Below are 26526 nucleotides of genomic sequence, written 5' to 3' on the forward strand. Positions count from 1 at the left end.
CACAGGCGCCCCTTCCGCCGATCAGCCCTCGTAATTGTCGCGGATGAAACGATCGAGCAGCCGCACGCCGAAGCCGGTCGCCCCCTTGTCCCAGGTCGCGCCCGGCTTGTCCGCCCAGACGGTGCCCGCAATATCGAGATGCGCCCATGGAGTGCCCTTGTCGACGTAGCGCTGTAGGAACTGCGCGGCGGTGATCGAGCCACCGAAGCGCGGCCCGACGTTCTTCATGTCGGCAATCGCGCTTTCCAGCATCTTGTCATAGGCCGGGCCGAGCGGGAACCGCCACAGGCGGTCGCCCGAGGCCTTGCCCGCCGCGTCGAGCTTGGCGGCAAGATCGTCGTCATTGCTGAACAGGCCGGCATATTCATGGGCCAGCGACAAGATGATCGCCCCGGTCAGCGTGGCGAGATCGACGATCGCGCGCGGCTGGACGTTCTTCTGGGTCCAGGTGAGCGCGTCGCACAGCACCAGCCGGCCTTCGGCATCCGTATTAATCACCTCGATGGTCTGGCCGGACATGGAAGTGACCACATCGCCGGGCCGCTGGGCATTGCCGTCGGGCATGTTCTCCACCAGCCCGCAGACGCCAACCACATTGGCCTTCGCCTTGCGCAAGGCCAGCGCGAGCATCGTGCCCGCGACCGCGCCCGCTCCGCCCATGTCCCACTTCATGTCCTCCATGCCGGCGGCGGGCTTGATCGAAATGCCGCCGGTATCGAACGTCACCCCCTTGCCGACGAAGGCCACCGGCTTCTCATCGCCCCCGCCATTCCAGCGAAGCACCAGAAGGCGCGGCGGACGCACCGAGCCTTGCGCGACCCCGAGCAAGGCCCCCATGCCGAGCGCGTGCATCTGTTCTTCGTCGAGAACGGAGATTTCAAGCCCCACCCCATCGAAACGCTGTTTACAACGATCGACAAAGCTCTCCGGATAAATGATATTCGCAGGCTCCGTCACCAGCTCCCGCGTGAAGGCCACGCCAGCCGCCACCGCCAATTCGATGGTCCAGGCCTGCTCCGTGCCCTCGGGCGCGCCCAGAACGGCAATCCGGCCCAGCGAAGGTTTCTGATCGTCGCGCAGCCGCGTCCGGTAGGCATCGTGCCGCCATGCGCGCAGCCTGGCCCCCAGCAGCACCGCAACCGCTTCCTGCGGCGAAAGCCGCGCCCGGCTGAGATCGATCAGCAGTTCCTCTTCGCCGGAAGTGAGATATTTCGCGACCAGCCCGGCGCCCGCCCGTTCCAGCAAAGACAGCCGATCCTCCGCGCCCGCATCGCCGATCCCCGCCAATGCCACGCGCTCGACCGCGCCATCGCGCTCCACGAAGGTTTCGAAGATCTGATTGCCCTTGCCCTCGAAGCGGGCGGCCTTCGCGCCTTCCGCCACGGCCTTGCCCAGCCATTCGGGCGATTCCCCCTTGTTGACCGGATAGGCCAGAAGGCGTGGACGATTGGCGGAGACGTCTACAAAGCTGATCTGCATGATATTTCCAACAATAGCGGCCAAAAGCGTGCGGCCGGAGACGAACGGAACTGGCAAGTGCCCGAAGGGCAAAGCATGTCATTGCAGTTAAGGGCGGGCGGTGCGATAGGCAAGCCATGCTCCCTGGCCTGCCGCATACCTACAAAGCGAGCCGAAAGAACCGGTGCCCGCTTTCGCAGTCCCTTGCCGCCATCTGCCTGATGGTCTCGGCCGGGTCCGTCTGCACCCAGGCCCAGGCGCAGAGCGGCACGACGCAACCCGATCAGACCGGAAACGACCCGGTTGGCGATCCCGCCGCCGCCCGGCAGCCGGCGCAGCCCATCGCCTTTGAAGCGGATCAGGTGGAGTTCAATTCCAACACCAATGTCGTGACGGCGAGCGGCGAAGTGATTCTGCGCCGGGGCGATCAGCTGGTGGAAGCCGACAGCGTTTCCTGGAATCGCGATACCGGCAGGATCGTCGCCAACGGCGATATCCGCTTCACCGACGAGGACGGCAACAAGCTTTATACCGAAAGCCTGGAACTGACCGACGAACTGCGGGCGGGCGCGATGTCCAGCCTTCTGATCGTCTTCGCGGAAGGTGGCCGGCTTGCGGCGCAAGCGGGGGACAGGGCGGATAGCGGCACCGTCACCCTGACCGACGCCGCCTATAGCGGCTGCGCGGTGGTCAATCCCCAGGGCTGCGAGAAAAAGCCGAGCTGGCGGGTTCTGGCCAGGCGCGTGGTCTATGACCCGGACCAGAAGAAGGTGCGCTTCTACGACGCGACGCTGGAGCTGTTCGGCCTGCCGCTGGTCCCCCTGCCCGGATTGAGCGTGAATACGGATGGGCGGGCCAATTCCGGCCTCATGATTCCTTCGCTCGGCCTTTCCAATTCGAACGGGCTGGAAGTGAGCGAGACTTACTACATGCGGCTCGCCAACAACCGCGATCTGGCGCTGACCGCCTTCGGCTACAGCAAGACCGCGCCCATGGCCCGCGCCCGCTACCGCGCCCTGACGGAAAATGGCGCGTATCAATTGACCGGCTATATCACTCGCAGCTCCCGCATCGGGGTGGGGTCGGAGCCTGGCTCCGGCGGGAATGACAATTCCGCCACGAAGGATTGGCGCGGCTATTTCGCGGGTAACGGCCGCTTCCAGATCGACCCGCAATGGAGCGTCACCGCATCCGTCCGGGTGGCCAGCGACCGGACCTTCCTGCGCCGTTACGACATCAGCCGCGACGACCGCCTGCGCTCGACGATCGAGGCCGAGCGAATCGACGACAATTCCTATCTGTCGATCGCGGGGTGGGCGACCCAGACCTTGCGCGTCGACGATCGCCAGGGGCTTGTCCCCCTTGCCCTTCCCGTGATCGACTATCGCAGGCGCCTGGCCGGCCCGGTGCTGGGCGGACGGGTGGAACTGCAGGCGAACAGCCTGGCCATCACCCGTTTCAACGGGCAGGATACGCGGCGTGCCTTTGCCAGCGCGCGGTGGGACATGCGCCGCATCACCACCTGGGGCCAGGAAATCACGCTGACGGCGCTGGTGCGCGGCGATATCTACCATTCCGACGAGAACTCCACCACCGCCACGGCGATCTATCGCGGCAATGAAGGGTGGGAAGCGCGCGGCGTGGGCATTGCCGCGGTCGACGTGAAGTGGCCTCTCCTCGGCAGCTTTCTCGGCGGCACGCAAGTGCTGACCCCTCGCGTCCAGATCGTCGCCACTCCGAGGATTCGCAACCTTGCGGTTCCGAACGAGGACGCGCGCGCGATCGACCTGGAAGACAGCAACCTGTTCGCGCTCAATCGCTTCCCCGGCTACGACCGGGTCGAGGAAGGCGTCCGGTTCACCTACGGGATCGACTGGCAGCTGGATCGGCCGGGCTGGCGAATCAAGAGCAGGGTGGGCCAGTCCTATCGCCTGACCGACGAGGAAACGATCCTGCCGGACGGCACCGGCCTCAGCGGCCGCTTTTCCGATTTCGTGGGCCGGACGGAAATCCGCTTCCGCGATTTCGTGTCGCTGACGCATCGCTTCCGCGTGGACAAGGACAGCCTTGCGGTCCGCCGCAACGAATTCGACGCAACCGTCGGCTCCAAGAAAACCTACATTGAAGTCAGCTACTTGCGGCTCAATCGCGATATTTCGTCCGAGATCGAGGATCTTCAGGACCGCGAGGAGCTGCGCCTTGCCGGGCGCGTCGCGATCGGCCCTTACTGGTCGCTGTTCGGGGCCGGCGTGTTCAACCTGACCGACCGCAAGGAAGACCCGAAATTCACCTCGGACGGCTTCGAGGCGCTGCGGACCCGGCTCGGCGTCGCCTATCAGGACGATTGCCTGGAACTGGGCGTAACCTGGCGGCGTGACTATCAGGCGATCGGCGATGCGCGAAAGGGCAATACCTTCCAGGTCTATTTCGCCCTTCGCAACATCGGCATCTAGCGGAAAAAGCAGATCCGCAAAGGAAAGCGGGACAGCCCCAGCGTGGGCGTTGGCAGGGGCGCGCAAACCCGCTATCCGCACCCGTGCTCAGCTTTGGTTAAGCCATCAGGCGGCAGTCGCCCCCGATGAATGAGAATGGCGCCGTCGTGCGCGTCTGACAGGATGCTCGTGTGGTAAAAACGATCAAGCCCCGGTTTTCCGCCCTCGCTTCGCAATTGCGCGGCCGTATCGGCCTGATGGCCGGGCTGGCCCTCGCCATCCCGCTTGCAATCGGCGGGCTTACGGCGGTGAATGCGCAGAGCGCTTCGGAGAGCATCGCTGAAACCGCCGGCGATATCGACGTGCCTGAACAAGTGACCATGCTGGGCAAGAACGACCCCAATGTCCGCCGGGCCACCGCGGTCGTGAACGGGCAGGTCGTCACCGGCACCGACGTGGACCAGCGCCTTGCGCTGATCCTGGCCGCCAATGATTCGAAGGTCGCGCCGGAGGAAGAGCAGCGCCTTCGCCTGCAGGTGCTGCGCAACCTGATCGACGAAACCCTGCAGATCCAGGAAGCCAAGGCCCAGGAGATCCAGGTCGAACGGGACGAGATCGAGCAGACCTATGCGCGTGTCGCGAACCAGAATTTCGGCCAGGACACGGCCGCGATGGACGCCTATCTGCGCCGGATCGGTTCCTCGCCGGCGTCGCTCAAGCGCCAGATCGAAGGCGAATTGTCGTGGCAGCGCCTGTTGAGCCGCAACGTCCAGCCCTTCGTGAACGTTTCCGAAGAGGAAGTGAACGAGCTGATGCAGCGGCTGCAGGCGGCCAAGGGCACCAATGAATTTCACCTCGGCGAAATCTATCTTTCATCGACCCCGCAAAACCGCACGCAGGTGATGGAGAATGCCCGGCGCATCTTCCAGCAGCTGCAGACGGGCGGCAGCTTCGTCGCCTATGCGCGCCAGTATTCGGAAGCGTCGACAGCGGCGGTCGGTGGCGATCTGGGCTGGATTCGCCTCGGGCAGCTGCCCAGCGAGCTGGCCACCGTGGTGCGTGAAATGGAGCGCGGCCAGTTGGTCGGCCCGATCGAGGTGCCGGGCGGCTTTTCCATCATCTACATGATCGACAAGCGCCAGGTGCTGATGGCCGATCCGCGCGATGCAGTGATGAGCCTCAAGCAGATTTCCATTTCCTTCCCGCAAGGAATCACCGAACCGCAGATGCGCCAGCGCGTGAACGAATTCGCTGCGGGCGTGAAGACCATCAGGGGCTGCGGCGATGCCGAACAGGCCGCTCCGCGCTTCGGGGCCGAAGTGGTCACCAACGACCAGGTCCGGGTGCGCACCCTTCCCGCCGCCCTGCAGGATTCCCTGCTGACGCTCTCGATAGGCGAGACAACGCCGCCCTTCGGCTCGGTGGAAGAGGGTGTCAGGGTGCTGATGCTGTGTGGCCGCGACGATCCCGGAATGGCGGATGGCCCCAGCTTCGATCAGCTGATGAACCAGCTGGAAGACGATCGCATCGGCAAGCGCGCGCAGCGTTATCTGCGCGACCTGAGGCGCGACGCTATCATCGAGTATAATTGATCCCATGCCGGGGGCGCTCGCGGTTTCGCTGGGCGATCCGGCGGGCGTAGGGCCGGAATTGATCTGCGAAGCGTGGGCCTCGCGCCACACACACGCACTCCCACCGTTCTTCGCGGTGGGCGGCGCCGATCTGCTGGCCGCCGCCGCCAAGGCGCGCGGTCTGTCCATCCCGGTCCGGCGTATAGCCGATCCGGCGGAGGCTGGCAGCGCGTTTGCCGAGGCGCTGCCGGTTCTGGGCGACCGGGACGGACCTTATCGGCCGGGTGAGCCGGATCGCGAAGGCGCGCGGCTGGCGCTGGCTTCGCTGACGATGGCTGCGGAACTGGCGAAGCATGGCAGCGCAACGGGGCTTGTGACTGGCCCCATCGCGAAGGCGAGACTGGCCGAGGTCGGCTTCGCCCATCCGGGCCAGACCGAATTCGTGGCGGAGGCCTGCGGCATCGCGGCCGAGGATGCGGTCATGCTGCTGGCCGGCCCCAATTTACGGACAGTGCCGATAACCGTCCATTGCGCGCTTTCCCGCGTACCCGGCCTTCTTTCGGTCGATCTGATCCAGGCGCGCGCGGCGATCACCGCCCATGGCCTGCGCCGGGATTTCGGCATCGCCTCCCCCCGCCTCGCCGTTTGCGCGCTCAACCCGCATGGCGGGGAAGGCGGCAAGTTCGGCAATGAGGAAGCCCGGATCATCGCCCCCGCCATCGCAGCGCTGCGCGAAGCCGGCATCGACGCGACCGGCCCTCATTCCGCGGATGCCCTGTTCGCGCCCCATGCGCGCGACGAGTATGACGTGGCGATCTGCATGTATCACGATCAGGCCCTGATCCCGCTCAAGGCGCTCGATTTCGACAACGGCGTGAACATGACCCTGGGCCTGCCGATCGTCCGCACCTCGCCCGATCATGGCACCGCCTTCGGCATCGCCGGCAAGCGGCAGGCCAGCCCCGGAGCGATGATCGCGGCGATCCGGATGGCGGGTGAAGCTGCCGCCCTGCGCGCTGGTGCGGGTTCCGCGCCGCGATGAACCTGCCGCCGCTTCGCGAAGTGATCGCCGCGCATGGCCTTTCCGCGTCCAAGGCGCTGGGCCAGAACTTCCTGCTGGATGAGCAATTGCTCGACAGGATCGCCGCCATTCCCGGCAATCTGCGGGATCGCGCGGTGCTCGAAATCGGCCCCGGCCCGGGCGGACTGACTCGTGCCTTGCTGCGCACAGGTGCCCGCGTCACCGCTATCGAGATGGACCGCCGTTGCCTCCCCGCGCTGGCCGAACTGGAGGCGGCTTTTCCCGGCCAGCTTCGCGTGATCGAAGGCGACGCGCTGGCCGTCGATCCGGCAAGCCTGTTCGACCGGCCCTATGCCGTGGTCGCCAACCTGCCTTACAATGTCGGCACCGCGCTGTTCACCGGGTGGCTCTCGGGCGAAAGCTGGCCGCCTGCCTGGACTTCGCTGACGCTGATGTTCCAGCAGGAAGTCGCCCAGCGGATCGTCGCGCAGCCCGGAACCCCGGCCTATGGCCGCCTTGCCGTCCTCGCCCAGTGGCGCAGCGCCGCGAAGCTGGCGATGAAGGTACATCGCAGCGCCTTCACCCCGCCGCCCAAGGTGATGAGCGCGATCGTCCATGTGACACCCGAAGAGATACCCGCCGGCGTCTCCGCGAAAGTGCTGGAACGCGTCACCGAAGCGGCTTTCGGCCAGCGCCGCAAGATGCTGCGGCAAAGCCTGAAAGGCCTGCCTGGTGCATTGGAAGCGCTCGAAACGCTCGGCATCGACCCTCAGCGCCGCGCCGAGACGCTGAGCATCGCCGAATTTGTCGGTATCGCCCGCGTGCTTACGGGGTGATGGGCGCTCTCGCCCTGCTCACCCCGTGCCCGGATACCGTCAGCCGGCGGCCTTCTTCCTGAGGCGATACTGGTGAAGCAGCGGCTCGGTGTAGCCGTTGGGCTGCTCCACGCCCTTGAACACCAGATCGCAGGCCGCCTGGAACGCAATCGAGCTGTCCCAATTGCCCGCCATCGGCTCATACAGCGGATCGCCCGCGTTCTGCGCATCGACCTTGGCCGCCATGCGATGCAGGGAATCCAGCACCTGATCCCTGGTGCAGACGCCGTGCAGCAGCCAGTTCGCCATGTGCTGCGACGAGATGCGCAGCGTCGCACGGTCTTCCATCAGGCCGATGTCGTTGATGTCCGGCACCTTGGAGCAGCCGACGCCCTGGTCGATCCAGCGCACCACATAGCCGAGCAGGCCCTGCGCATTGTTGTCCAGTTCCTCGCGCACTTCCTCGTCCGGCCAGTTGGTGCCATCGGCCAGCGGAATGGTCAGCAGCAGGTCGAGGCCCGGAACGCCGTCCTTCGCCACGTCCTTCTGGCGGGCGAAGACATCGACCTGATGATAATGCAGCGCATGGAGAGTGGCCGCCGTCGGTGAAGGAACCCAGGCCGTGTTGGCGCCGGTCAGCGGGTGGCCGATCTTCTGCTCCAGCATGTCGCCCATCCGGTCCGGCGCGGCCCACATGCCCTTGCCGATCTGCGCCTTGCCGGAAAGCCCGTGCTTCAGGCCGATGGCGACATTGCGCTTCTCATAGGCGTCGATCCAGACCGAACCCTTGACCGCGGCCTTGCGGATCATCGGCCCGGCGCGCATCGAGGTGTGGATTTCATCGCCGGTCCGGTCGAGGAAGCCGGTGTTGATGAACACGATGCGGTCCTTCACCGCCTGGATGCAGGCGGCCAGATTGGCGCTGGTGCGGCGCTCCTCATCCATCACCCCGACCTTGACAGTGTGGCGGGCAAGACCGAGCAGGTCCTCCACCGCATCGAACAGATCGTTGGTGAAGGCGCATTCTTCCGGCCCGTGCATCTTGGGCTTCACGATATAGATGCTGCCCGCGCGGCTGTTGCGGAAGCTGCCGAGGCCATCGAGATCGTGCTTGGCGATGGCGCTGGTGATCACCGCGTCCATCACGCCTTCCTGGATCTCCGAACCGTCGGGCAGCAGGATCGCCGGGTTGCTCATCAGGTGGCCGACATTGCGGACGAACAGCAGGCTGCGGCCCGGCAGGGTGAAGCCGGAGCCGTCAGGCGCGGTATATGCGCGGTCGGCCTCCAGCGAGCGGCTGACGGTCTTCCCGCCCTTGGCGAAGCTGGCGGCCAGATCGCCGCGCATCAGGCCAAGCCAGTTGGCATAGGCGCGAGTCTTGTCCTCCGCATCGACGGCAGCGACGGAGTCCTCAAGGTCGATGATGGTGGTGAGGGCGGATTCCAGGATCACATCGGCGATCCCGGCGGGATCGTCCTTGCCGATCGGATGGGCGCGATCGAACACCACTTCGATATGCAGGCCATTGTTGCGGAACAGGCGGCCCTTCTCGCTCTGGCCGACATATTGGGACCCGTCCTTCAAGGCGAGGCCGCTTTCAGGATCGGTCAGATCGGCCCAGCTGCCGCTGGCCAGCGGCACGGCCTGGTCGAGGAAAGCCTTGGCGCGCGCGATCACCGCTGCGCCACGATCCGCATCATAACCGCCGGCGCGCGCGGGCGGCGCATCCAGCGTATCGGTGCCGTAGAATGCATCATACAGGCTGCCCCAGCGGGCGTTCGCGGCGTTCAGCGCAAAGCGTTCGTTGAGAACCGGCACCACCAGCTGCGGGCCCGCCATGGTCGCGATCTCGGCATCCACATTCCGCGTGCCGATGGCGAAATCGCCCGGCTCCGGCACCAGATAGCCGATTTCCTCGAGGAACGCCCGATAGGCCGCCGGATCGTGCGGCTGCCCGGCCCGTGCGCCGTGCCAGGCATCGATCTTTTCCTGGATCGCGTCGCGCTTGGCGAGCAGGGCGCGATTGCGCGGCACGAAATCGTTGCAGAGGGCGGCGAAACCGGCCCAGAATTGTCCCTGCTCGATCCCGAGGGGGGATAGCACATCCTGCTCGATAAAGGCGGCAAGACCTGCATCGACTTGCAAACCCGAGCGCTCGACACGATCCGTCATGAAAAAACCTCGATAGTGGTGGGTGCCCTGCCACGGCAGCAGCATCTTTGTGGAAATTGGGCTTGAAAAGGCGCTGCGGGCTATGGCCGATCACTGCCTTGAGGGCAAGATGCCGCCACCATCGATTTCGCCGCCGCATGGGCCGTTCCACCGCCAGAATTTGCAACGATGTCGGCGCGCTTTACACTGAGCGAGGCGTTAACCGCAATTTTTGCGGGCTTCCCGTGGCTGGCATGATCGTTGCGTTGAATTTTATGCCTAAGGAAAGGTTACCAATGCTTCGCAAGCTCGGACGGCTGTTCGTTATCAAGACAAGGTGGGAAGCCTTCCTGATCATCTATGCGATCGCATTGGGCGCAGTGGAGCGGGGCAGCATCTATCTCCGCCAATATCCCGGCTGGGGCGGCAAGATGCTGTTCCTCGCCTGCACCGGCGCGGTATTCATGGCCGGCGCCAAGATACTCGACTGCCTGAAGCTGGAACAGGAAAGGTCGAAGGCCGATCAATCGCCGCAAGGGCCGGCCTAGCCAGCGCGGGGGCCTTGATCGGCGGGGGGCGCGGACTGTTCGCAGGCTACGGCGCAGTCCTTTCCAGCAAGCCAGGATGGGGCGGTTCTGTTGCTAGGCCCGCCCCGGGCCCCCGGTTTCCGATTCTGTTACCCGGTTCGGTCCGAACCGTGCTCGTAGCTTTGTAAGATCAGGCCGTTAGGCCGTCAGATTACGCAGCGAGAGCAAGTGCTTCATTGTCATTGGCACTTGTGAGTTTTGAGCCTTTAACGGGTTACTCAGCCCGGGCGAAAACAGTGCTTTTCAACACACGTCGATCCTGGTTCGGCCCCGTCAGAACACCCGCGAACGGGGATTATGGTGGAGCCGCCGGGTACTGCCCCCGGGTCCGCTGCGCCTATTGCACACCGCAGTTTATCGCCATAGCCGGCCAAAACCGGCAGGCCCTATATAGGGGCAATGCGATTAATGTGAAGTGACCAGGCGCAGGCGCGGTCAGGGCCGCTTTTTCAGTTCGTCCCGGATTTCGGCAAGCAGATCCACCTCGCTCGGCGCGGCGGCATCGGGCGGCGGATTGAGCTTGTTGGCCATCTTGACGATCAGGAAGATGATCCAGGCCAGGATCACGAAATTGACGACCTGGGTGATGAAATCACCATAGCCGATCATCGGCACCCCAGCCGCCTTCAGCGCCGCATAATCCGTAAGCGAGCCGGTGTAATCGGCAGGAACATCGCCAAGACGGACGAAATATTTGGTGAAATCCGTTCCGCCCGTCACCCAGCCGACGAAAGGCATGATAACGCTTTCGGTCAGCGACGTGACAATCTTGCCGAACGCCGCGCCGATGATGACACCGACCGCCAAATCCAGCACACTGCCGCGCGAAATGAAGGTCTTGAATTCCTGAAGCATCTGTCTCGTCCTCCTGCTCGATGCCTAGAGGTGCCACGGAAGCGGAGATCAAACAACAGCTATGCGGAACAGGCGCTTGCGCCCCCACCCCGGAGCGCTACATACGCTGGCAGAGCCGGACGATTGGCGAACCGGCGATTGCGAGGATCAAGGCCGATGACTGCTTCCCCCGTTTTTCGTCCCGCGAAATTCGCCTTTGCCGCGCTTGCCGCATCCAGCCTCGCTGCATGCGGCATCAATTCGGTACCGACAGCCGAGGAGAATGCGAAGGCGAAATGGGGCGATGTCCAGGCTGCCTTCCAGGAACGCGCGAACCTCGTCCCCAATCTTGCCGCCGTCGCCAAGGGCGCGGCCGAGCAGGAAAAGGAGATCCTGACCGGCGTGATCGAAGCCCGCGCCAAGGCAACCAGCGTCCAGCTTTCGGCCGACGATCTCACCGACCCGGCCAAGATGGCGCAGTTCCAGGCGGCGCAGAACCAGCTCTCCGGCTCGCTCGCCGGGCTGGGTCGGCTGCTCGTGAATGTCGAGCGTTATCCCGAACTCAAGAGCATCACCAATTACCAGATGCTGCAAAGCCAGCTGGAAGGGCAGGAGAACCGCATCCGCGTCGCCATCCGCGATTATAACGGCGCGGTGCAGCAGTATAACACCACGATCCGCACTTTCCCCGACGCGATCGGCGCGAAGATATTCTATGGCGCCAAGCCGATGACTCCCTATCAGGCGGCCACGCCCGGAGCGGATGTCGCGCCCAGCCTCGAAGGAAAGATCTGAGCCGGACAGATCCGGTGGCCGCCCTTCCCCAACGCTTCCTGGCCGGACTTCTGATCGCGTTCGCGCTGCTGCTGCCGGGCGCGGGCGCGGCCCAGACCTTCCCCCAGCTGACCGGGCAGGTGGTCGATGCCGCCAATATCATCCCGCCCGAAATGGAGGCTGGCCTCACCGCCAAGCTGGCCGGGCTGGAGCAGCAATCGCAACGGCAGCTGGTGGTCGTCACCCTTCCCGGCCTGCAAGGCTACGACATCGCCGATTACGGCTACCAGTTGGGCCGCCATTGGGGCATCGGCGACAAGGAACGCAATGACGGCGCCTTGCTGATCGTCGCGCCCAACGAGCGCAAGGTGCGGATCGAAGTCGGCTACGGGCTGGAGCCGGTGCTGACCGATGGCATGTCCTCGCTCATCATCAACCAGGCCATCATCCCCCGGTTCAGGCAGGGCGATATGCCGGCGGGTATCGAGGCGGGGACCGACGCCATCATCCGGCAGCTCACCCTGCCCGCCGAGGAAGCGGAACGGCTTGCCCAGCAAGCCAATCAAACGCCTGAATCATCGGGCTTCGATCCGGGCCTGATCGTCTTCGGCCTGTTCTTCCTGTTCTTCTTCGTGCTGCCGCTGCTGGGTTCGCTGGGCGGCGGGCGCCGCTATCGCAAGGGCGGAATGCCGCCGGTGGTGATCTGGCCCGGCAGCTTCGGCGGCGGCAGGGGAGGCGGAGGTTTCTCCGGCGGCGGTTTTTCGGGAGGCGGCGGCAGCTTCGGCGGCGGCGGCGCTTCCGGCAGCTGGTAGGAGGCGGCAATGGCGGCCACAGCGATAATGTCCGATGCCGATCGCGAACGGGTCAGCGCGGCCGTGGCCGCGGCGGAAGCGAACAGCGCGGGCGAGATCGTCACCATCCTCGCCGAGCGATCCGACGATTACGGCGATGTCGCGCTGGCCTGGTCCGCCGCGGTCGGGCTGATGGCACTGCTTGCCCTGGCGATCGCACCCGGCTTTTACCTCGGCATCTATGAGCGGCTGAGCGGAGGTTGGGTCCATCAATGGACGCCGCCGCTGGTCTTCGGCGTCGCCCTGCTGGTCACGACCCTCAAGTTCGCGAGCATGTGGCTGCTGATGCTCTGGCGCCCGCTGCGGCTGTGGCTGACGCCCCGCCCGCTGCGGCGCGCCCGGGTGCATGCCCGCGCCATAACCTGCTTCAAGGTCGGCGCCGAACGCCGCACCCGTGGCCGCACCGGCATCCTCATCTATCTCTCGCTGGCCGAGCATCGTGCGGAGATCGTGGCGGATGAAGCCATATCCGCGCGGGTCAACCCCGAAGTCTGGGGCGATGCCCTGGCCGCCATGCTGGCGCAGCTCAGGCAGGGCCGCACCGCCGATGGCCTGATTGCCGCGGTGGAGCGGGTCGGCGAGGTGCTGGCCCGTCACCTTCCGCGCCATGACGACGATGTGAACGAACTGCCCGACAGGTTGATCGAAGTATGACTGATCCGGATGCGCATCTTCCCGAGGAAATCATGTGGGAAGGCCGTTTCATCACGACCAAGAAGCGCGGCCGCTGGGAATATGTTTCCCGCGCGCGCGGCATCCGCGCCGCCGTCATTCTGGCGGTGGAGGACGGCCATGTCCTGCTGGTGGAGCAATATCGCGTGCCGCTGGGCCGCAATTGCCTGGAGCTGCCGGCCGGGCTGGTCGGCGATGACGACGGCGGCGATGGCGAAACCGCTGAAACGGCGGCCTCGCGCGAGCTGGAGGAGGAAACCGGCTATCGCGCCCGCATCATCCGCAATTGCGGGGAGTTCTACTCGTCGCCCGGCATGGTCAGCGAAAGCTTCACCCTGATCCGGGCGAGCGGACTTGAGAAGGTAGGGAACGGCGGCGGCGTGGCCGGGGAGAACATCACGGTCCACCGGGTCGCGCTTTCCGGGCTGGAGGCATTCATCGAGGCCCGCAGGGCCGACGGCGCCGCAATCGACGTGCGGCTGCTGCTGTTCCTCGGCGCGGGCCTGCTTGCGCAAGCCGAGCGCACACCATAGGGGGACGAATACCGTCTCTCCTTGCATGCTTGGATGAATATGATGGAAACACGTAGCTTTACCGGCCACGACGGGGTCGAACTGGTCGCCGACGTGGGCGGGCCGACGGATGCCCCCACGGTGCTGCTGATGCATGGCGGCGGGCAGACCCGGCATAGCTGGGCCGGCGCCACCCGCGGCCTGGTGGAAGCAGGCTATCGCGTGGTCAACATGGATCTGCGGGGGCATGGCGACAGCGGATGGAGCCGGGCAGGCGAATATCCCCTCTCCATCCGCGCGCGCGACATCGAAGCCGTGCTGCGGGATGGCTGCAACGGGCTTGCGCTGGTCGGCGCGTCGCTGGGCGGCGTCACTGCCACGACCGCGGTCGGGGCCTATGGGCTGCAGGCCGACGCCCTGGTGATCGTGGACGTGGTTCCCTATCCCGAACTCACAGGCATCCAGCGCGTGCTGGAATTCATGAACGCCCATCCCGACGGGTTCGCCGATCTGGAAGAAGCGGCGGCGGCGGTCGCCTCCTACAATCCGGAACGGCCCCGCCCGCGCGACCCGAAGGGGCTGAAGAAGAACTTGCGGGAAGGCACGGACGGGCGGCTGCGCTGGCATTGGGACCCGGCGATATTGAACATGGATCATGAAGGGGATTTCGCGCTGTTCGCCCAAGCGATGGAGGCGATCGGACGGCTGGAAAAGCCGGAGGTGCTGCTGGTGCGCGGAATGGAAAGCGACATCGTGAGCGACCGTGGCGTGGCGGCGCTGCGGGACATGCTGCCGCGCGTCCAAGTGGTCGACGTCGCGGATGCGGGCCACATGGTCGCGGGCGACCGCAACGACCGCTTCAACCAGGGAACCATCGAATTCCTCAGGCGCGTATTGCCCCCGTCGTGAGCGCGCCCCGCTTCCGCCTCTGGACAATTGCCGATCACTGGGGAAAAGAGCGCTGCATCGCAGCATCGCCCGCATCGGGCATTTTCCGGTGAAAGGAAGCGCATTGCAGAACGAAGTCTATGTCCTGCGCCTGGCCTGTCTCGACCGTCCAGGGATCTCGGCCGAAACCACCAATTTTCTCTACAAGGCCGGTTTCAATATCCTCGATGCCCAGCAGTTCGACGATCTCGACAGCGGCCGCTTCTTCTCGCGGATCGCCTTCAACGCGGTGTCGGGCACGACCGACCTCGAAGCCGTGAAGAAGGATTTCACCCCGGTCGCCGAAAAGTTCGGAATGGAATGGTCGCTGCGCGATCATTCGCGGCCGCAGAAGGTGCTGATCCTCGCATCCAAATTCGACCACTGCCTGGCGGACCTGCTCTATCGCTGGCGCATCGGCGAAATCTCGATGGAGCCGGTCGGGATCATTTCCAACCACCCCCTCGAAATTTACAACGGCCTCAATTTCGGCGACATTCCGTTCCATCATTTCCCGATCACCAGGGACACCAAGCCGCAGCAGGAAGCCCGGATCAAGCAGGTGGTGCAGGAAACCGGCGCGGATCTCGTCATCCTCGCCCGCTACATGCAGATCCTGTCGGACGATCTGGCGCAGTTCCTGTCCGGGCGCTGCATCAACATCCATCACAGCTTCCTGCCCGGCTTCAAGGGGGCCAAGCCCTATCACCAGGCCCATGCCAGGGGCGTGAAGATCATCGGCGCCACCGCCCATTACGTCACCTCCGATCTCGATGAAGGCCCGATCATCGAGCAGGACATCGAGCGGGTCAGCCATCGCGACCGGCCGGATGACCTGGTGCGCAAGGGGCGCGACATCGAGCGCCGGGTGCTGGCGCGGGCTGTCCGCTATCATCTGGCGGACCGGGTGATGGTGAACGGCGCGAACACCGTGGTCTTTCCCGAATAACCGCCGCCGCTCCTGCCGTGACCGACGCCTCCGCCGTGACTTACGATCAGCCGGCCACGGCGGCGCGGCTGGCGAACAGCCAGCGCCATTCGCCTTCGATCACCACCTCGGCCTCGCCCCGGACGATTTGGTAATCGAAAGTGACCTTGCCCTGCGGCTTCACCGCATGCGGGCGAATCTCGCTGACGGTCAGCTCCAGCCGGATGGTGTCGCCGAACAGCACCGGCGCCTTGTAGCGGATCGTCTGCTCGATGATCGCCAGCCCCGTTCCCGCCGACAGCCCGAGCCGCTCCATCAGACCGGAGGCGATGGCAATAGTCGCAAGGCCGGGCGGAAAGGCGCCACCGAACAGCCCGTGGGTGGCGGCGTAATCGTAATCGACATGCATCGGGTTCATGTCGCCGCTGTACATCGACCAGAACAGCCCGTCGGCCTGCGTCATCGTGCGCCCCTGCGTCACGATCTGTTCGCCCACCGTGAAATCCTCGAGAAACCGCGCGGCAGGCCCGATATATCGCTTCCGTTCAGTCATTCATCCCATCCTCTTCGCCCCGGAGATCGCTCCGGCCTTTCGCGCCCTGCTAGGGCAATTCGCCTTTCCAGGCCAGCAACCGCAGTGACGGGGTGACAGGCGGCCCGGTTGGTCCTAAGGGGCGCGCATGGGGAGCCTGCGCGCCTTCTTCCGCGATCATCGGCAACTGGCCGCCATGCTGGTCGCTCTGGCGCTCGCCATGAAGGCGCTGCTGCCGGCCGGCTACATGATCGGATCGCAGCCGCAGGGCATCACCATCGCGGTCTGTACCGACGCCACCGGCAAGCACGACACCAGGCAGATCGTCATCCCGCAGACCGGCAAGCCGGCCAGCGGCGCGGAGGAGCACGGCAAGGGCGCTGGCACCTGCCCCTATTCCGCGCTCGGCATGGCGTCGCTTTCCGGCGCGGACGCGGCCCTGCTGGCCATTGTCCTGGCCCTTATCCTGGCGCTGGGCTTCGCGCCCGCGCCCGCGCTGCGCCTCAGGCGCGCGTCCTATATCCTGCCGCCGCTGCGCGGCCCGCCGTCCCTGGCCTGATCGACTGAACCTTCCCGCCGGAATGGCCGCGCCGATGCCCTGAACGGGCGCGGACAGAGCGCGCGATGCGCGCTCGCGGCCTTCGGCGGGCACCATGCACAGCACACGATTCCAGGGACAACCCCTATGAAAATCTCGCTTATTGCGCTTGTCGCAGCGACTGCCTTCGCCACTTCGGCCCATGCGGAAACCTCCGCCAATTCCGACAGCGATACCGACCGCCGCAACACCATCATCGTTACCGGCCGCGCCGCCACCGCCGAAGCGGAACAGAAGGCGCAAGCCACGCCCGGCGGTGCCAATGTGGTGAGCCACGAAGACTATGCCGACCGCACCGTGGTTTCGCTGCGCGACACGCTGGCCTTCTCGCCCGGCGTCTACACCCAGCCCCGCTTCGGCCAGGAGGTGCGCATCTCCATCCGTGGCTCCGGCATTTCGCGCGGGTATCATATGCGCGGGCTGACGCTGCTGCAGGACGGCATCCCGATCAACCTCGCGGACGACAATGGCGATTTTCAGGAGCTGGAGCCGATCTTCTTCGATCACCTCGAAGTCTATCGCGGGGCCAATGCGCTGCGCTTCGGATCGGGCACGCTCGGCGGCGCGATCAACGGCGTCACCCCCACCGGCGACAATGCCCACGGTGTTTATGCCAGGATCGACGGCGGCTCCTACGGCATGATCCGGGGGCTTGTCTCCGCGGGCTTCGGCGACGAGCGCCTCAACGGCTGGGCCGGGATCAGCGCCGACAGCCACAATGGCGACCGCGACCATGCCAACCGGGATTCGATCCGCTTCCACGGCAATATCGGGGCAAGGCTGGCCGATGGGATTTCCACCCGCTTCTACCTCAGCACGAACACCCTCGACCAGGAATTGCCGGGCGCGCTGACCGCCGCCGTGGCGCGGAGCAAGCCGAAGACCGGCAATTTCGCGGGCGACCAGGCGCGCGACATAAACTCGCTGCGCCTGCAGAACCGCACCACCTTCGATCTGGGCAACGCCACCCTGAACGTCGGGGCGTTCTACAACGCGAAGGACCTGTATCACCCGATCTATCAGGTGATCGACCAGAACTCGAAGGACAAGGGGGTCTATGCCCGGCTGGAATGGGCCGCCGGCATCCTTTCCGCCACGCTGGGCGGTGAATCCCGCTGGGGCTCGGTCCGATCCCGGCGCTTCGTCAATGTGGACGGGAAGCGCGGCGCCCTTACTTTCGACGCGGATCAGAAAGCGCGCACATCCACCGTTTACGGGGAAGTGCGGGTCACGCCCATGCCCGGGTTCAGCCTGATCGCGGGCGGCATCTATGCCGACGGCTTCCGCAGGCAGGAACAGCAGTTTCCCGTATCCGCTGTCGGCAGGGCTTCGTTCGATGCCTTCTCGCCCAAGTTCGGCGTGTTGTGGCAAGCCGCGCCCGACATCCAGCTTTACGCCAATTACAGCCGATCGGCCGAATTCCCCGGCTTCGTCGAGCTTGCCCAGATCTCGGCCTTCGTGCCGCTCAGGGAACAGCGGGCCTGGACGGCGGAGATCGGCACGCGTGGAATGATCGGCTTGGGCAAGTCCGGCCGGCTGGGCTGGGATCTTTCGTTCTACAGGGCGCGGATCAAGGGAGAAATGCTGCAATATACGGTGAACGCCAGCATTCCGGCCTCGACCTTCAATGCCGACCGCACCTTGCACCAGGGCATCGAACTGGGGTTGAGCCTGGAGCCGACCGATTGGCTGCGGCTGCGCCAGATCTGGCAATATTCCGACTTCCGCTTCCGCAACGACGCCGAGTTCGGCGACAATCGCCTGCCGGTGGTGCCGAAGAACGTCCTGCGCAGTGAAATCAGGCTGGGCGGCGATGGGCTGCATGTCGCGCCCAATCTGGAATGGGTGCCCGATGGGGCCTGGGCCGATTACCGCAACACCCGCAGGACCGGCGGCTATGCCTTGCTGGGCCTGACCGCCGGAGCGACCGTGCGGGACGGCATCGACCTGTTCCTCGATGCCCGCAACCTGACCGGCAAAAAGGCGATCGGCGATGTCTCGGCCGCGATCCTGGCCACCGACGCCTCGGCGATCTACTATCCGGTGGAACGCCGCGCGCTCTATGCCGGGGTCCGCGCCCGGTTCTGATGAGGGGAACGGGCGGGCGGTTCGCCGCCTGCCCGCACCCTGATGGACCATGGCCGCCGCGGCCATTCCCATATTTTTTCGGTCATTCCCGCGCAAGCGGGAACCCAGGGCGAGGCAGAGCAGGGCTGACTGGAACACCGCCTGCACGAGGATGGCGAAGGAAAGGCAGCGGCACGCCGGTTGACGCAGAACGCCGGAAATGTGCATTGCGATTGCGCCGCCCGCGCCCCTGCATCCCCGCGATAAACCGCCCTTCCATGGCCAGTTGCATGGGTTTTTCAGTGTGACCTTTCGCGCAGGGGCCTTTCCGCCAGCGCGTATCCGGCAGTTGCCGGGCCGGCGGGCGATGCGGGATGTTCTGCACGTCATCCGGCAGGATAAGCCAGATTTCCGCGAGGTAGGAAAGTTTCGGGAGCGCCCGAGCGGCCCAAAAGCCCCGCGCTTGGTCGGCGCCATGGATTAGGCGGCGTCCCGCAATTCTGATATTCTCTCCGCCGCCGATGCTGTCCCGAGAGCGCATCGGTGGGCGAGAGGATTGGCATATGCGGAATTCGGCAACGCATCACCGGGACCTGCGAACGGGGCAGTCGATCTGGTCGGCGAAGCGCCGCCCGGCAATCGCGATCAAGCGCCTGACCCGCACCGTGCGCTGCGATGTGGCGGTGGTCGGAGCGGGCATTTCCGGCGCGCTGATCGCGGAAGGGTTGAGCGAAGCCGGTCTTTCGGTCGTGATCCTCGACCGCCGGGGGCCGCTGCTGGGATCGACTCCCGCGTCCACCGCGATGCTGCAGTATGAGCTGGACACGCCGCTGTGCCAGATGGCGGAGCGGATCGGGCGGGACCGCGCGGAACGGATCTGGCGCCGGTCGCGGCTGGCGGTGGACGCGCTGCGCGAGCGGACCGAACGGCTCGGCATCCGTGCCGACACGGCGACGCGCGGCTCGATCTATCTCGACGGGAACGTGCTCGACGCATCGGGGCTGGCCGAGGAGGCCGATGCGCGGCGGCGCGCGGGGTTCGAGGTTGAACTGATCCCGCCTGCAGTGGTCAAGGAACGCTACGGCATCGGCGGGCGTCATGCGATCATCGGCTTCGGAAACTACAGCGCGGACCCCCGCAAGCTGGCGGCAGGATACCTCAATATCGCCCTTGCCAGAGGCGCCCGCCTCTACGCGCCGGTTGAAGTCTGCGCCGTGGATGCCGGGGACGGCGGCGTCACGCTGGAGACGGCATCGGGGCCACAGGTGCGGGCCGATCAGGTGGTGATGGCGAGCGGCTACGAAATGCTGAAGGGCATTCCGCGACTGGGCAACACGATCATTTCAAGCTGGTCGATCGCGACCGCGCCTCAGCCGCGCAATCTGTGGCCGACCGAGGCGATGATCTGGGAAGCGTCGGACCCCTATCTCTACATCCGCACCACGCCCCGGGGCGAGGTGATCTGCGGCGGCGAGGATGAAGAGATCGCGGATGCCGACGAGCGCGACGCCAGGATCGACGCCAAGACCCGCACGCTGACGCGAAAGCTGGGCCGGCTGCTGCCGATGATCGACCCCACCCCGGTCCATGCCTGGGCCGGCAGTTTCGGCAACAGCCCGGTCGGCACCCCGACGATCGGGCGCATCCCGAAGATGCCGAACTGCTACGCCGCCATGGGTTATGGCGGGAACGGCATCACCTTCTCGATGATGGCGGCCCAGATGCTGCGCGGGCTCATCACCGGCAAAGGCGACCCCGACAGCGATCTCGTCAGCTTCCACCGCGACTTCTGAGCGGAGATTGGGCATCAGCCGGGCGAGCCTGGCATTTCGCCTGGCCGGATTCCGCAGCTTGACCTCGCGCGGCCCGCGCCAGCATCGCCATGATGCCGGATTACATCAAGGGAGACGCCATCAGACGAAATCCCGCCCGAAGATCTCTCGCGCGACGATCATCTTCTGGATTTGCGTGGTGCCGTCCGCGATCTGCTGGCCGATCACGTCCCGCAGGCGCTGCTCCTGAGGATAGTCTGTGGTATAGCCATAATGCCCATGCAGCAGCAGGCATTCGTGAATGGCGCCTGCCGCAATATCGGGGCACTGCATCTTGCACATCGCCGCCTCCGACGTATGCGGCAGGCCCTGATCCCGCAGCCACAGAGTGCGAAAGCAAAGCCAGCGCGCCATTTCCATCTTTGCGGCCCAGTCGGCCAAAGGGAAGGTCACGCCCTGATATTTGGACAATGGCTTGCCGAATGACTGACGGTTTTTGAGATATTCGACGGTTTCGGCAAGGCTTGCCTGCGCGGCGCCCAGGCACATCAAGCCGATGAGAGCCCGGGTGTAATCGAAGGTATGCATGACCCTGGAAAAGGCGCCACCTTCCTCGCCGATGCGATAGCGCGCCGGGATGCGGACCTCGTCGAGGAAAAGCGAGCCACGCGCAATCCCGCGCGAACCAAGGTCCGAATACGCGCTGCGCGACACCCCCGGCAGATCGAACGGAACGAGGAAAGCCGTAACGCCCCTCGCCCCCGCCCCCGGATCGGTTTTTGCGAAGACGATCCCGGCATCGCCGGCCATCACCAGCGTGATCGACGCCTTTTCGCCGGAGATCACGTAATCTCCGCCATCTCGCACCGCCCGGGCACGGATTCCCACGGCATCCGAACCGCCTTGCGGCTCGGTCAGGCAGGTGCAGATGATCTTCTCGCCCGCCGCCATGCCGGGCAGCCACTCGGCACTGACCTGCTCAGGGGCATACCGGCCGAGCATCTCCCCGGCGAAACAGGCGATCAAAATGGCATAGCAGCAATTGAAATCGCCCGAAGCGGCAGCCTCGATGGCGATGCCGGCGGTTATCGCGTCGACTTCCTGCCCCCCATGCTCTTCCGGAACCCTGAGGCCCAGAAGGCCGATCTGCCCCATCTTCAGGAACTGCTCCCGCGGAAGCTCCCCGGTGCGGTCCCAATATGCATATTTGGGCAGCAGGACATCCCGCGCGAAAGCGCGCATGGTTTCGGCAACCAGCCGCTGCTCCTCGGAAAAGGAGAAATCCATGGAACCGTCAGATCACGCTGAACGGTTCTGTGATGAAGCACAGCCCGCGTTCGAGATCGACAAAGTTTGGCTCGTCCGGCCTTATCCGTTCAAGATAGGCCGGCTCCTCGAATGCCTGGAGCATCGCATCCATCGACCGGAACTCCAGCACCGCGATCCCGTCGTAATCGCCCGAGATCCCGAACATCGTTGCGATCGGTGAATCAGGATCAGCCAGGTGGTGCTGGGTATAGCGGACAAGATGCCGGTTGAATTCGGCGCAATTGCGAATGAGCGGGGCGTGAGTTTCCCGCCAGTGACGGGAAAATTCCCGCTGGCTCAGACCCGCTCGCCGCTTGATGCAGACGATCAGCGCTATCGTCATCCATCCACTCCGGAAATGGCGCGCTCGGGGCAAGCCTTCATGCCCTTGGTCGCATTCTCTTCCTCGCCGGGGGGAACCACCACCACTTCCCCGACCGCAATGTTGAAGCCCGCTTCGTCAAGGGCAAAGACATTGGGGGCGAACTTCGCGCACCGGCCGTGGCCGGAGCAGAGGTTCTCGTCCACCTTGAGACGCATCATTTCCAAACTCCCAGCTTCCGGTCTGTCTTATTTCCACTCGATGTAGAGCGAGCTCATCGCCCGCAAGAAGCCTGTCTCGTAAACCGGCTGGGTGCCGGGCTTCACTCTGAAATGCGGAATGCGCTTGAGCCATTCGCGAATGAAGACGGCCAGTTCCATGCGCGCGAGGTGCGATCCGATGCAGCGATGCGGCCCCACGCCGAAGGTGGGGTGATGGATTGTCGGCTCCGCGAAATTAAGCTCCCTGGGCTTCTCGATCGTGCGCGGATCGCGCCCGGCCCCCGAGAAGCCGAGCATGACGTAATCCCCCTCCTTGAGCTGGACTCCATCGACCTCGACGTCGCGCATGCAGGTGCGCCCCATCGCCACGACCGGCGAATAGGCCCGGACGAATTCCTCCACCGAGTTCTCGATCCATTCGGGATGATCGAGCAATTGCTGGCGCTGTTCCGGATGATCGGCGAGATGGCGGGCGATCGAGCCGACCGCATAGATGGTGGTGGAAATGCCGCCATAGGTCAGATCGAGCACGACCGACACCTGATGGTCCCAGGGCGCTTCGCTGCCGTCCTTGTAGGTCACCCCTTGCAGGATGGTGTCGACGATGTCGCCCTGAGGAGGCATTTCCTTCCGCTTCTTCAGGAACGCCTCGAGATAGTCATACACCTTCTTGTGGTATTTGGTGCGCTCGTCCAATGGGCCGAAAAGGGACTTGTCGACATCGTGGACCAGTTCCGGCAGGTCGTCGACCGGCACGCCGAGCACATAGATGAAGAACGCGCGGCCGGGCAGCACGCCCGCCATTTCGCTGATGAACTCGCATTCCCCCCGGTCGATGAACTTGTCGATCAGCAGGTTCACCTCTCGCGCCACATCCTCCCTTATGGAGTCCATCACCTGGGGGCTCATGTGCGGGTTCAATGCGCGCCGCCAGCTGGTGTGGTTCGGGGGGTCCTGCTCAACCGGGATCATAAGCGGCTGATCGGCGGGCCGATTGGGAATATAGCCCTTGGCACTGCTGAACGTCTGCCAATCCTGGCCGATCTGACGCACCGCGTCCTCGGTGCTGAACACATAATACCCCGTGCCCACATTGCTGTGGGCCACCGGGCATTTCTGGACCATCAAGTCGATGATCTCGTGGAAATGCTCGTTCAGATTAGGATCGTCGATATCGAAATCACGGAAGAAATCGCGACCGAAACGTTCGATCAGCCGTTCGGGGCTCAGTTCCGGATCTGTCCGATCCATAATCTTTGCAGGACTCCGTTCTCCCATCTTGCGTCTCCCATCAAAATCTAGCCATTGCCTCGCCAGGCGGACGTCCCGCCATCGACCAGCACCGTTGCACCGGTCATGAAACTCGCTTCGCCCGACGCGAGGAAGCACGCCAGGGCAGCCGCCTCGTCCGGATCGCCAAGACGCTTGATCAAGTGCGGCCCCGAGGTGAGTTTGATCGCTTCTTCCCGATCGGGTGCCGTATCGATCGAATGCATCAGCATCGGCGTGGAAATCGCGCCTGGCGCATAGGCATTGCAGCGAATGCCATAGGGGGCATAGTCCGCCGCCATGATCTGGGTCAGCAGCTTCACCGCGCCTTTCGCCACCGAATAGGCCGGGATGCCGGGATAGGCGAATGTGCTCGCCACCGAGGCCGCATTGACAATCGCCGGTTGCCTGTCGGACTTCCTCAGCCAGGGCGCGGCCGCGCGCACCGCGCGCCACATCGCCTTGAGGTTGATGTCCATCATCTCGTCCCACTGCTCTTCCGTGAGCGAGTCCAGGGTCTGCGGGCCGCCGGTCAGGCCATCGTCGGTAATCCCGGCATTATTGACGAGAACATCCAACCCACCGCCGAACTCGGCTGCCGCGGCAACCATCGCCACAATGTCGGCGCCCGCCCGCAGATCGGCGGCCACGAAGAGCGACTTCGCCCCTTCCGCCTCGACCTCGCGCGCGGCGGCCTGCCCCTCGGTTTCCTTGATGTCGGCAAGCGTGACCGAAGCCGCCCCTTCCCGCGCGGCGCGCAGGGCAATCGCCTTGCCCATCCCCTGGGCGGCGCCTGTCACCAGGATGGAACGTCCTTCAAGTCGCCTTGACCGGGCCTTCCCATCGGGAAGATCGTCGAGATTAGCCACGAAGCCGATCATCGCAACTCAACCACCGTAAGCGGCGTTGAGGAGAGCGGTGTCGTAATATTCCTCGAAGGATTTCACCTTTCCGCCGCTGAACTTGAATATCTGGATATAGCGCCCGTTATAGGCGACGTGCCTGTTCCCCCAGGTCGGGCCGGTATCGACGTCGATCATGCTGTTGGATTTCGTGACGATCACGTCGGGGTCCCCGCCCACTATGATCTCGTCGATGAACCAGTCGAAACGGCCCGTCATCTCGTCATGGATCGGGTCCCAGAAGGCTTTGACCGCATCCCAGCCGCGATGGCTGGCATAGTGGCAGATGGCCACCCCATCGGTCACGAAAGGCGTGATCACTTCCGGCTCGTCGCTGACCCAGAGCGAATAGAAGAAGGGCTTGTCCTTCAGATAGACCGAGAAGAAATCGATGATCGTGTCGATGTTCTTGCGGGCCGTGGGATTATCGGTGGTGACGGCGCAATTGATGGTAACGCCCTTGATGACCTCTCCGCTCATGTCATGCTCCTCAGCCGCCATTTTCCATAATCAGGGTCTTGGGTTCGAGATAAGCGCGCAATCCGTTGATCCCGCCCTCGCGGCCGATCCCGGATTCCTTGAATCCGCCGAAGCCGATCGACATGTCGCTGCGCCAGGCGTTATGCCCGACCGTGCCCGATCGCAGCCGGCGCGCGACCCGATATGCCTTTGCGGCATCCTGCGTGAAGACCGAGTTGTTCAGCCCGAAGCGGGTATCGTTGGCGATCGCCACCGCATCGTCTTCGTCGCGCGCCTTGATCACCGTCAGGACGGGGCCGAATATCTCCTCGCGGGCGATAAAGTCGCTGTTGTCGGCATTGGCGATAACCGTGGGCTCGAAGAACCAGCCGCGATTGAGATGGGCGGGACGCTTGCCGCCGGTCACGATCCTGTTGCCATCACTCTCGGCCCGGCGGACCATTTCCTCTACCAGGTCGCGCTGGCGCCGCATCGCCAGCGGCCCCATGCTGACCGCCGGATCGAAAGGATCGCCGACAGCGACCTGCGAAAATCCGGCGGCCAGCGCATCGACCAGTCGGTCGTGGCGATCCGCCCCCACCACCACCCGCGTGAGCGAGGAGCAGATCTGCCCGGTCATCGCGCAGGCGGACCCGACCAGCGATTGCGCCGCCTGCTCGACATCGTAATCGTCGAGGATCACGGCAGCGGACTTTCCGCCCAGTTCCAACGTGCAGCGGGCCATGCGTTCTGCGCAGATACCGGCAATCCGTTTCCCGACCGCGCTCGAGCCGGTAAAGCCGATCTTGTCGACACCCGGATGGCGGACGAGCCGTTCCGAAGCGGCGCGGTCGGCGGTGACGACATTGAGGACACCCGGCGGCAGGCCGATTTCCTCTGCAATTTCCGCCAGCAGATAGCCCGTCCCGGGCGCCTCGGGAGAAAGTTTCAAAACCGCGGTGCAGCCGGCGATAAGCGCGGGCGCAAGTTTGAACGCCATGATGTTCACCGGCGCGTTCCAGGGCACGATCGCCCCGACCACGCCGACCGGCTCGTTCACGATCAGCGCATAATCGCCCCCCATCGGCGGATTATCGAACCGCTCTTCCCAGGCAAAGCTGTCCGCAAGCCCCGCGTAATAGCGATAGACATCGCCGATGGTGCCGGCAAAGGGGTGGGCCATCGCATGAAGAATGCCCATTTCGTTTGGCCAGATGGCGGCGATATCGTCCACCCGCCGGTCCATCGCATCGCCGATCATGCGCAAATAGACGGCGCGTTCCGCATGGGTCATCCGGGGCCAGGGACCGCTGTCGAAAGCGCGACGCGCGGCCTCGACGGCGCGATCGATATCCGTTTCATCGGCTTCGGCCACCGTAAGAAACACATCCTCCGTGGCCGGCGCGATCACATCGATGAACCGATGACTGCTCGCAGGAACCCATCGCCCGTCGATATAAAGGCGATCGGGATTGCTCAGAATTGCCTCACCCTTCGCAACAAGCATCGATCCTACTCCAGTCGTTCGCCAGAAAATATTGCC

At 64.6% G+C, this 26526-nt stretch carries 25 protein-coding genes and 1 other RNA gene; 14 read left to right on the plus strand and 12 right to left on the minus strand.

The genetic code is table 11. The annotated features are described in order from the left end of the window. Positions 1-21: 21 nt before the first annotated feature. The gene (locus U8326_RS09440) at positions 22-1479 is read right to left on the minus strand and encodes a leucyl aminopeptidase (RefSeq protein WP_324739942.1); all 1458 of its coding nucleotides are present in this window, start codon (positions 1477-1479) and stop codon (positions 22-24) included. 116 nt (positions 1480-1595) lie between these two features. Between U8326_RS09440 and U8326_RS09445 the strand changes: the two genes are divergently transcribed. From U8326_RS09445 to rsmA, 4 genes are all read left to right on the plus strand, one after another. Then, complete coding sequence (locus tag U8326_RS09445; protein WP_324739943.1) at positions 1596-3911, plus strand: LPS-assembly protein LptD; 2316 nt, start codon at positions 1596-1598, stop codon at positions 3909-3911. A gap of 236 nt (positions 3912-4147) precedes the next feature. Further along, on the plus strand, positions 4148-5482 hold the full coding sequence (locus tag U8326_RS09450; protein WP_324743572.1) for a peptidylprolyl isomerase: 1335 nt from the start codon (positions 4148-4150) through the stop codon (positions 5480-5482). 4 nt (positions 5483-5486) lie between these two features. Further along, complete coding sequence (gene pdxA, locus U8326_RS09455) at positions 5487-6503, plus strand: 4-hydroxythreonine-4-phosphate dehydrogenase PdxA (protein WP_324739944.1); 1017 nt, start codon at positions 5487-5489, stop codon at positions 6501-6503. Further along, the gene (rsmA, locus tag U8326_RS09460; protein ID WP_324739946.1) at positions 6500-7318 is read left to right on the plus strand and encodes a 16S rRNA (adenine(1518)-N(6)/adenine(1519)-N(6))-dimethyltransferase RsmA; all 819 of its coding nucleotides are present in this window, start codon (positions 6500-6502) and stop codon (positions 7316-7318) included. The genes pdxA and rsmA overlap by 4 nt, the downstream gene beginning before the upstream one ends. A gap of 39 nt (positions 7319-7357) precedes the next feature. On the opposite strand, the gene U8326_RS09465 is transcribed toward rsmA, so the two are convergent. Then, positions 7358-9469, minus strand: coding sequence for a malate synthase G (locus U8326_RS09465; RefSeq protein ID WP_324739947.1), 2112 nt, complete (start codon positions 9467-9469; stop codon positions 7358-7360). A 275-nt stretch (positions 9470-9744) separates the two neighbouring features. Between U8326_RS09465 and U8326_RS09470 the strand changes: the two genes are divergently transcribed. After that, the gene (locus tag U8326_RS09470) at positions 9745-9996 is read left to right on the plus strand and encodes a hypothetical protein (protein WP_324739948.1); all 252 of its coding nucleotides are present in this window, start codon (positions 9745-9747) and stop codon (positions 9994-9996) included. 114 nt (positions 9997-10110) lie between these two features. Here U8326_RS09470 and ssrA read toward each other — a convergent pair. After that, positions 10111-10454: a transfer-messenger RNA gene (gene ssrA / locus U8326_RS09475) on the minus strand. Positions 10455-10470: 16 nt separating this feature from the next. Further along, positions 10471-10890 (minus strand): large conductance mechanosensitive channel protein MscL, encoded by a 420-nt coding sequence (gene mscL, locus U8326_RS09480; protein ID WP_324739949.1) that lies wholly within the window; start codon positions 10888-10890, stop codon positions 10471-10473. 156 nt (positions 10891-11046) lie between these two features. Between mscL and U8326_RS09485 the strand changes: the two genes are divergently transcribed. The 6 genes from U8326_RS09485 (at position 11047) to purU (ending at position 15554) form a co-directional block, all read left to right on the plus strand. Next, positions 11047-11664, plus strand: a complete 618-nt coding sequence (locus tag U8326_RS09485) for a LemA family protein (RefSeq protein ID WP_324739951.1) — start codon at positions 11047-11049, stop codon at positions 11662-11664. Between the two features lie 14 nt (positions 11665-11678). Next, complete coding sequence (locus U8326_RS09490) at positions 11679-12455, plus strand: TPM domain-containing protein (RefSeq protein ID WP_416385467.1); 777 nt, start codon at positions 11679-11681, stop codon at positions 12453-12455. Positions 12456-12464: 9 nt separating this feature from the next. Beyond that, positions 12465-13148 (plus strand): TPM domain-containing protein, encoded by a 684-nt coding sequence (locus U8326_RS09495; protein WP_324739953.1) that lies wholly within the window; start codon positions 12465-12467, stop codon positions 13146-13148. Further along, a complete protein-coding gene (locus U8326_RS09500) occupies positions 13145-13699 on the plus strand; it encodes an NUDIX hydrolase (RefSeq protein WP_324739954.1) in 555 nt (184 codons plus the stop codon). The genes U8326_RS09495 and U8326_RS09500 overlap by 4 nt, the downstream gene beginning before the upstream one ends. A 39-nt stretch (positions 13700-13738) precedes the next feature. Continuing rightward, positions 13739-14587 (plus strand): alpha/beta hydrolase, encoded by an 849-nt coding sequence (locus U8326_RS09505; RefSeq protein ID WP_324739956.1) that lies wholly within the window; start codon positions 13739-13741, stop codon positions 14585-14587. Positions 14588-14675: 88 nt separating this feature from the next. After that, complete coding sequence (gene purU, locus U8326_RS09510) at positions 14676-15554, plus strand: formyltetrahydrofolate deformylase (protein WP_324739957.1); 879 nt, start codon at positions 14676-14678, stop codon at positions 15552-15554. A 46-nt stretch (positions 15555-15600) separates the two neighbouring features. Here the strand turns inward: purU and U8326_RS09515 are convergent, their stop codons facing one another. After that, entirely contained in the window at positions 15601-16086 is a 486-nt protein-coding gene (locus U8326_RS09515; protein ID WP_324739959.1) for a MaoC family dehydratase, read from the minus strand. A gap of 127 nt (positions 16087-16213) precedes the next feature. Between U8326_RS09515 and U8326_RS09520 the strand changes: the two genes are divergently transcribed. From U8326_RS09520 to U8326_RS09530, 3 genes are all read left to right on the plus strand, one after another. Beyond that, the gene (locus U8326_RS09520) at positions 16214-16624 is read left to right on the plus strand and encodes a DUF2946 family protein (RefSeq protein ID WP_324739961.1); all 411 of its coding nucleotides are present in this window, start codon (positions 16214-16216) and stop codon (positions 16622-16624) included. Positions 16625-16750: 126 nt separating this feature from the next. Beyond that, positions 16751-18751 carry a TonB-dependent receptor family protein gene (locus U8326_RS09525; RefSeq protein WP_324739962.1) on the plus strand — a complete coding sequence of 667 codons (2001 nt, stop codon included), beginning with the start codon at positions 16751-16753 and terminating at the stop codon, positions 18749-18751. Between the two features lie 542 nt (positions 18752-19293). Then, positions 19294-20523 (plus strand): FAD-binding oxidoreductase, encoded by a 1230-nt coding sequence (locus tag U8326_RS09530; protein WP_324739964.1) that lies wholly within the window; start codon positions 19294-19296, stop codon positions 20521-20523. A 120-nt stretch (positions 20524-20643) separates the two neighbouring features. On the opposite strand, the gene U8326_RS09535 is transcribed toward U8326_RS09530, so the two are convergent. The 7 genes from U8326_RS09535 to U8326_RS09565 all read right to left on the minus strand — a co-directional run bounded on the left by U8326_RS09535 (position 20644) and on the right by U8326_RS09565 (position 26490). Further along, positions 20644-21789: an acyl-CoA dehydrogenase family protein gene (locus tag U8326_RS09535; RefSeq protein WP_324739966.1), complete on the minus strand. Its 1146-nt coding sequence runs from the start codon at positions 21787-21789 to the stop codon at positions 20644-20646. A 7-nt stretch (positions 21790-21796) separates the two neighbouring features. Beyond that, positions 21797-22153 (minus strand): EthD domain-containing protein, encoded by a 357-nt coding sequence (locus U8326_RS09540; protein WP_324739967.1) that lies wholly within the window; start codon positions 22151-22153, stop codon positions 21797-21799. After that, complete coding sequence (locus U8326_RS09545; protein ID WP_324739968.1) at positions 22150-22353, minus strand: ferredoxin; 204 nt, start codon at positions 22351-22353, stop codon at positions 22150-22152. Before U8326_RS09545 ends, U8326_RS09540 begins: the two co-directional genes overlap by 4 nt. A 27-nt stretch (positions 22354-22380) precedes the next feature. Beyond that, positions 22381-23604 (minus strand): cytochrome P450, encoded by a 1224-nt coding sequence (locus U8326_RS09550; protein WP_324739969.1) that lies wholly within the window; start codon positions 23602-23604, stop codon positions 22381-22383. 47 nt (positions 23605-23651) lie between these two features. After that, a complete protein-coding gene (locus U8326_RS09555) occupies positions 23652-24422 on the minus strand; it encodes an SDR family oxidoreductase (protein WP_324739970.1) in 771 nt (256 codons plus the stop codon). 87 nt (positions 24423-24509) lie between these two features. Beyond that, entirely contained in the window at positions 24510-25004 is a 495-nt protein-coding gene (locus U8326_RS09560; protein WP_324739972.1) for a hypothetical protein, read from the minus strand. Positions 25005-25014: 10 nt separating this feature from the next. Then, positions 25015-26490 (minus strand): aldehyde dehydrogenase, encoded by a 1476-nt coding sequence (locus U8326_RS09565; protein WP_324739973.1) that lies wholly within the window; start codon positions 26488-26490, stop codon positions 25015-25017. Positions 26491-26526 lie beyond the last annotated feature (36 nt).

Source organism: Tsuneonella sp. CC-YZS046, from assembly GCF_035581365.1.
In the GTDB taxonomy this organism is placed as follows: domain Bacteria; phylum Pseudomonadota; class Alphaproteobacteria; order Sphingomonadales; family Sphingomonadaceae; genus JAWKXU01.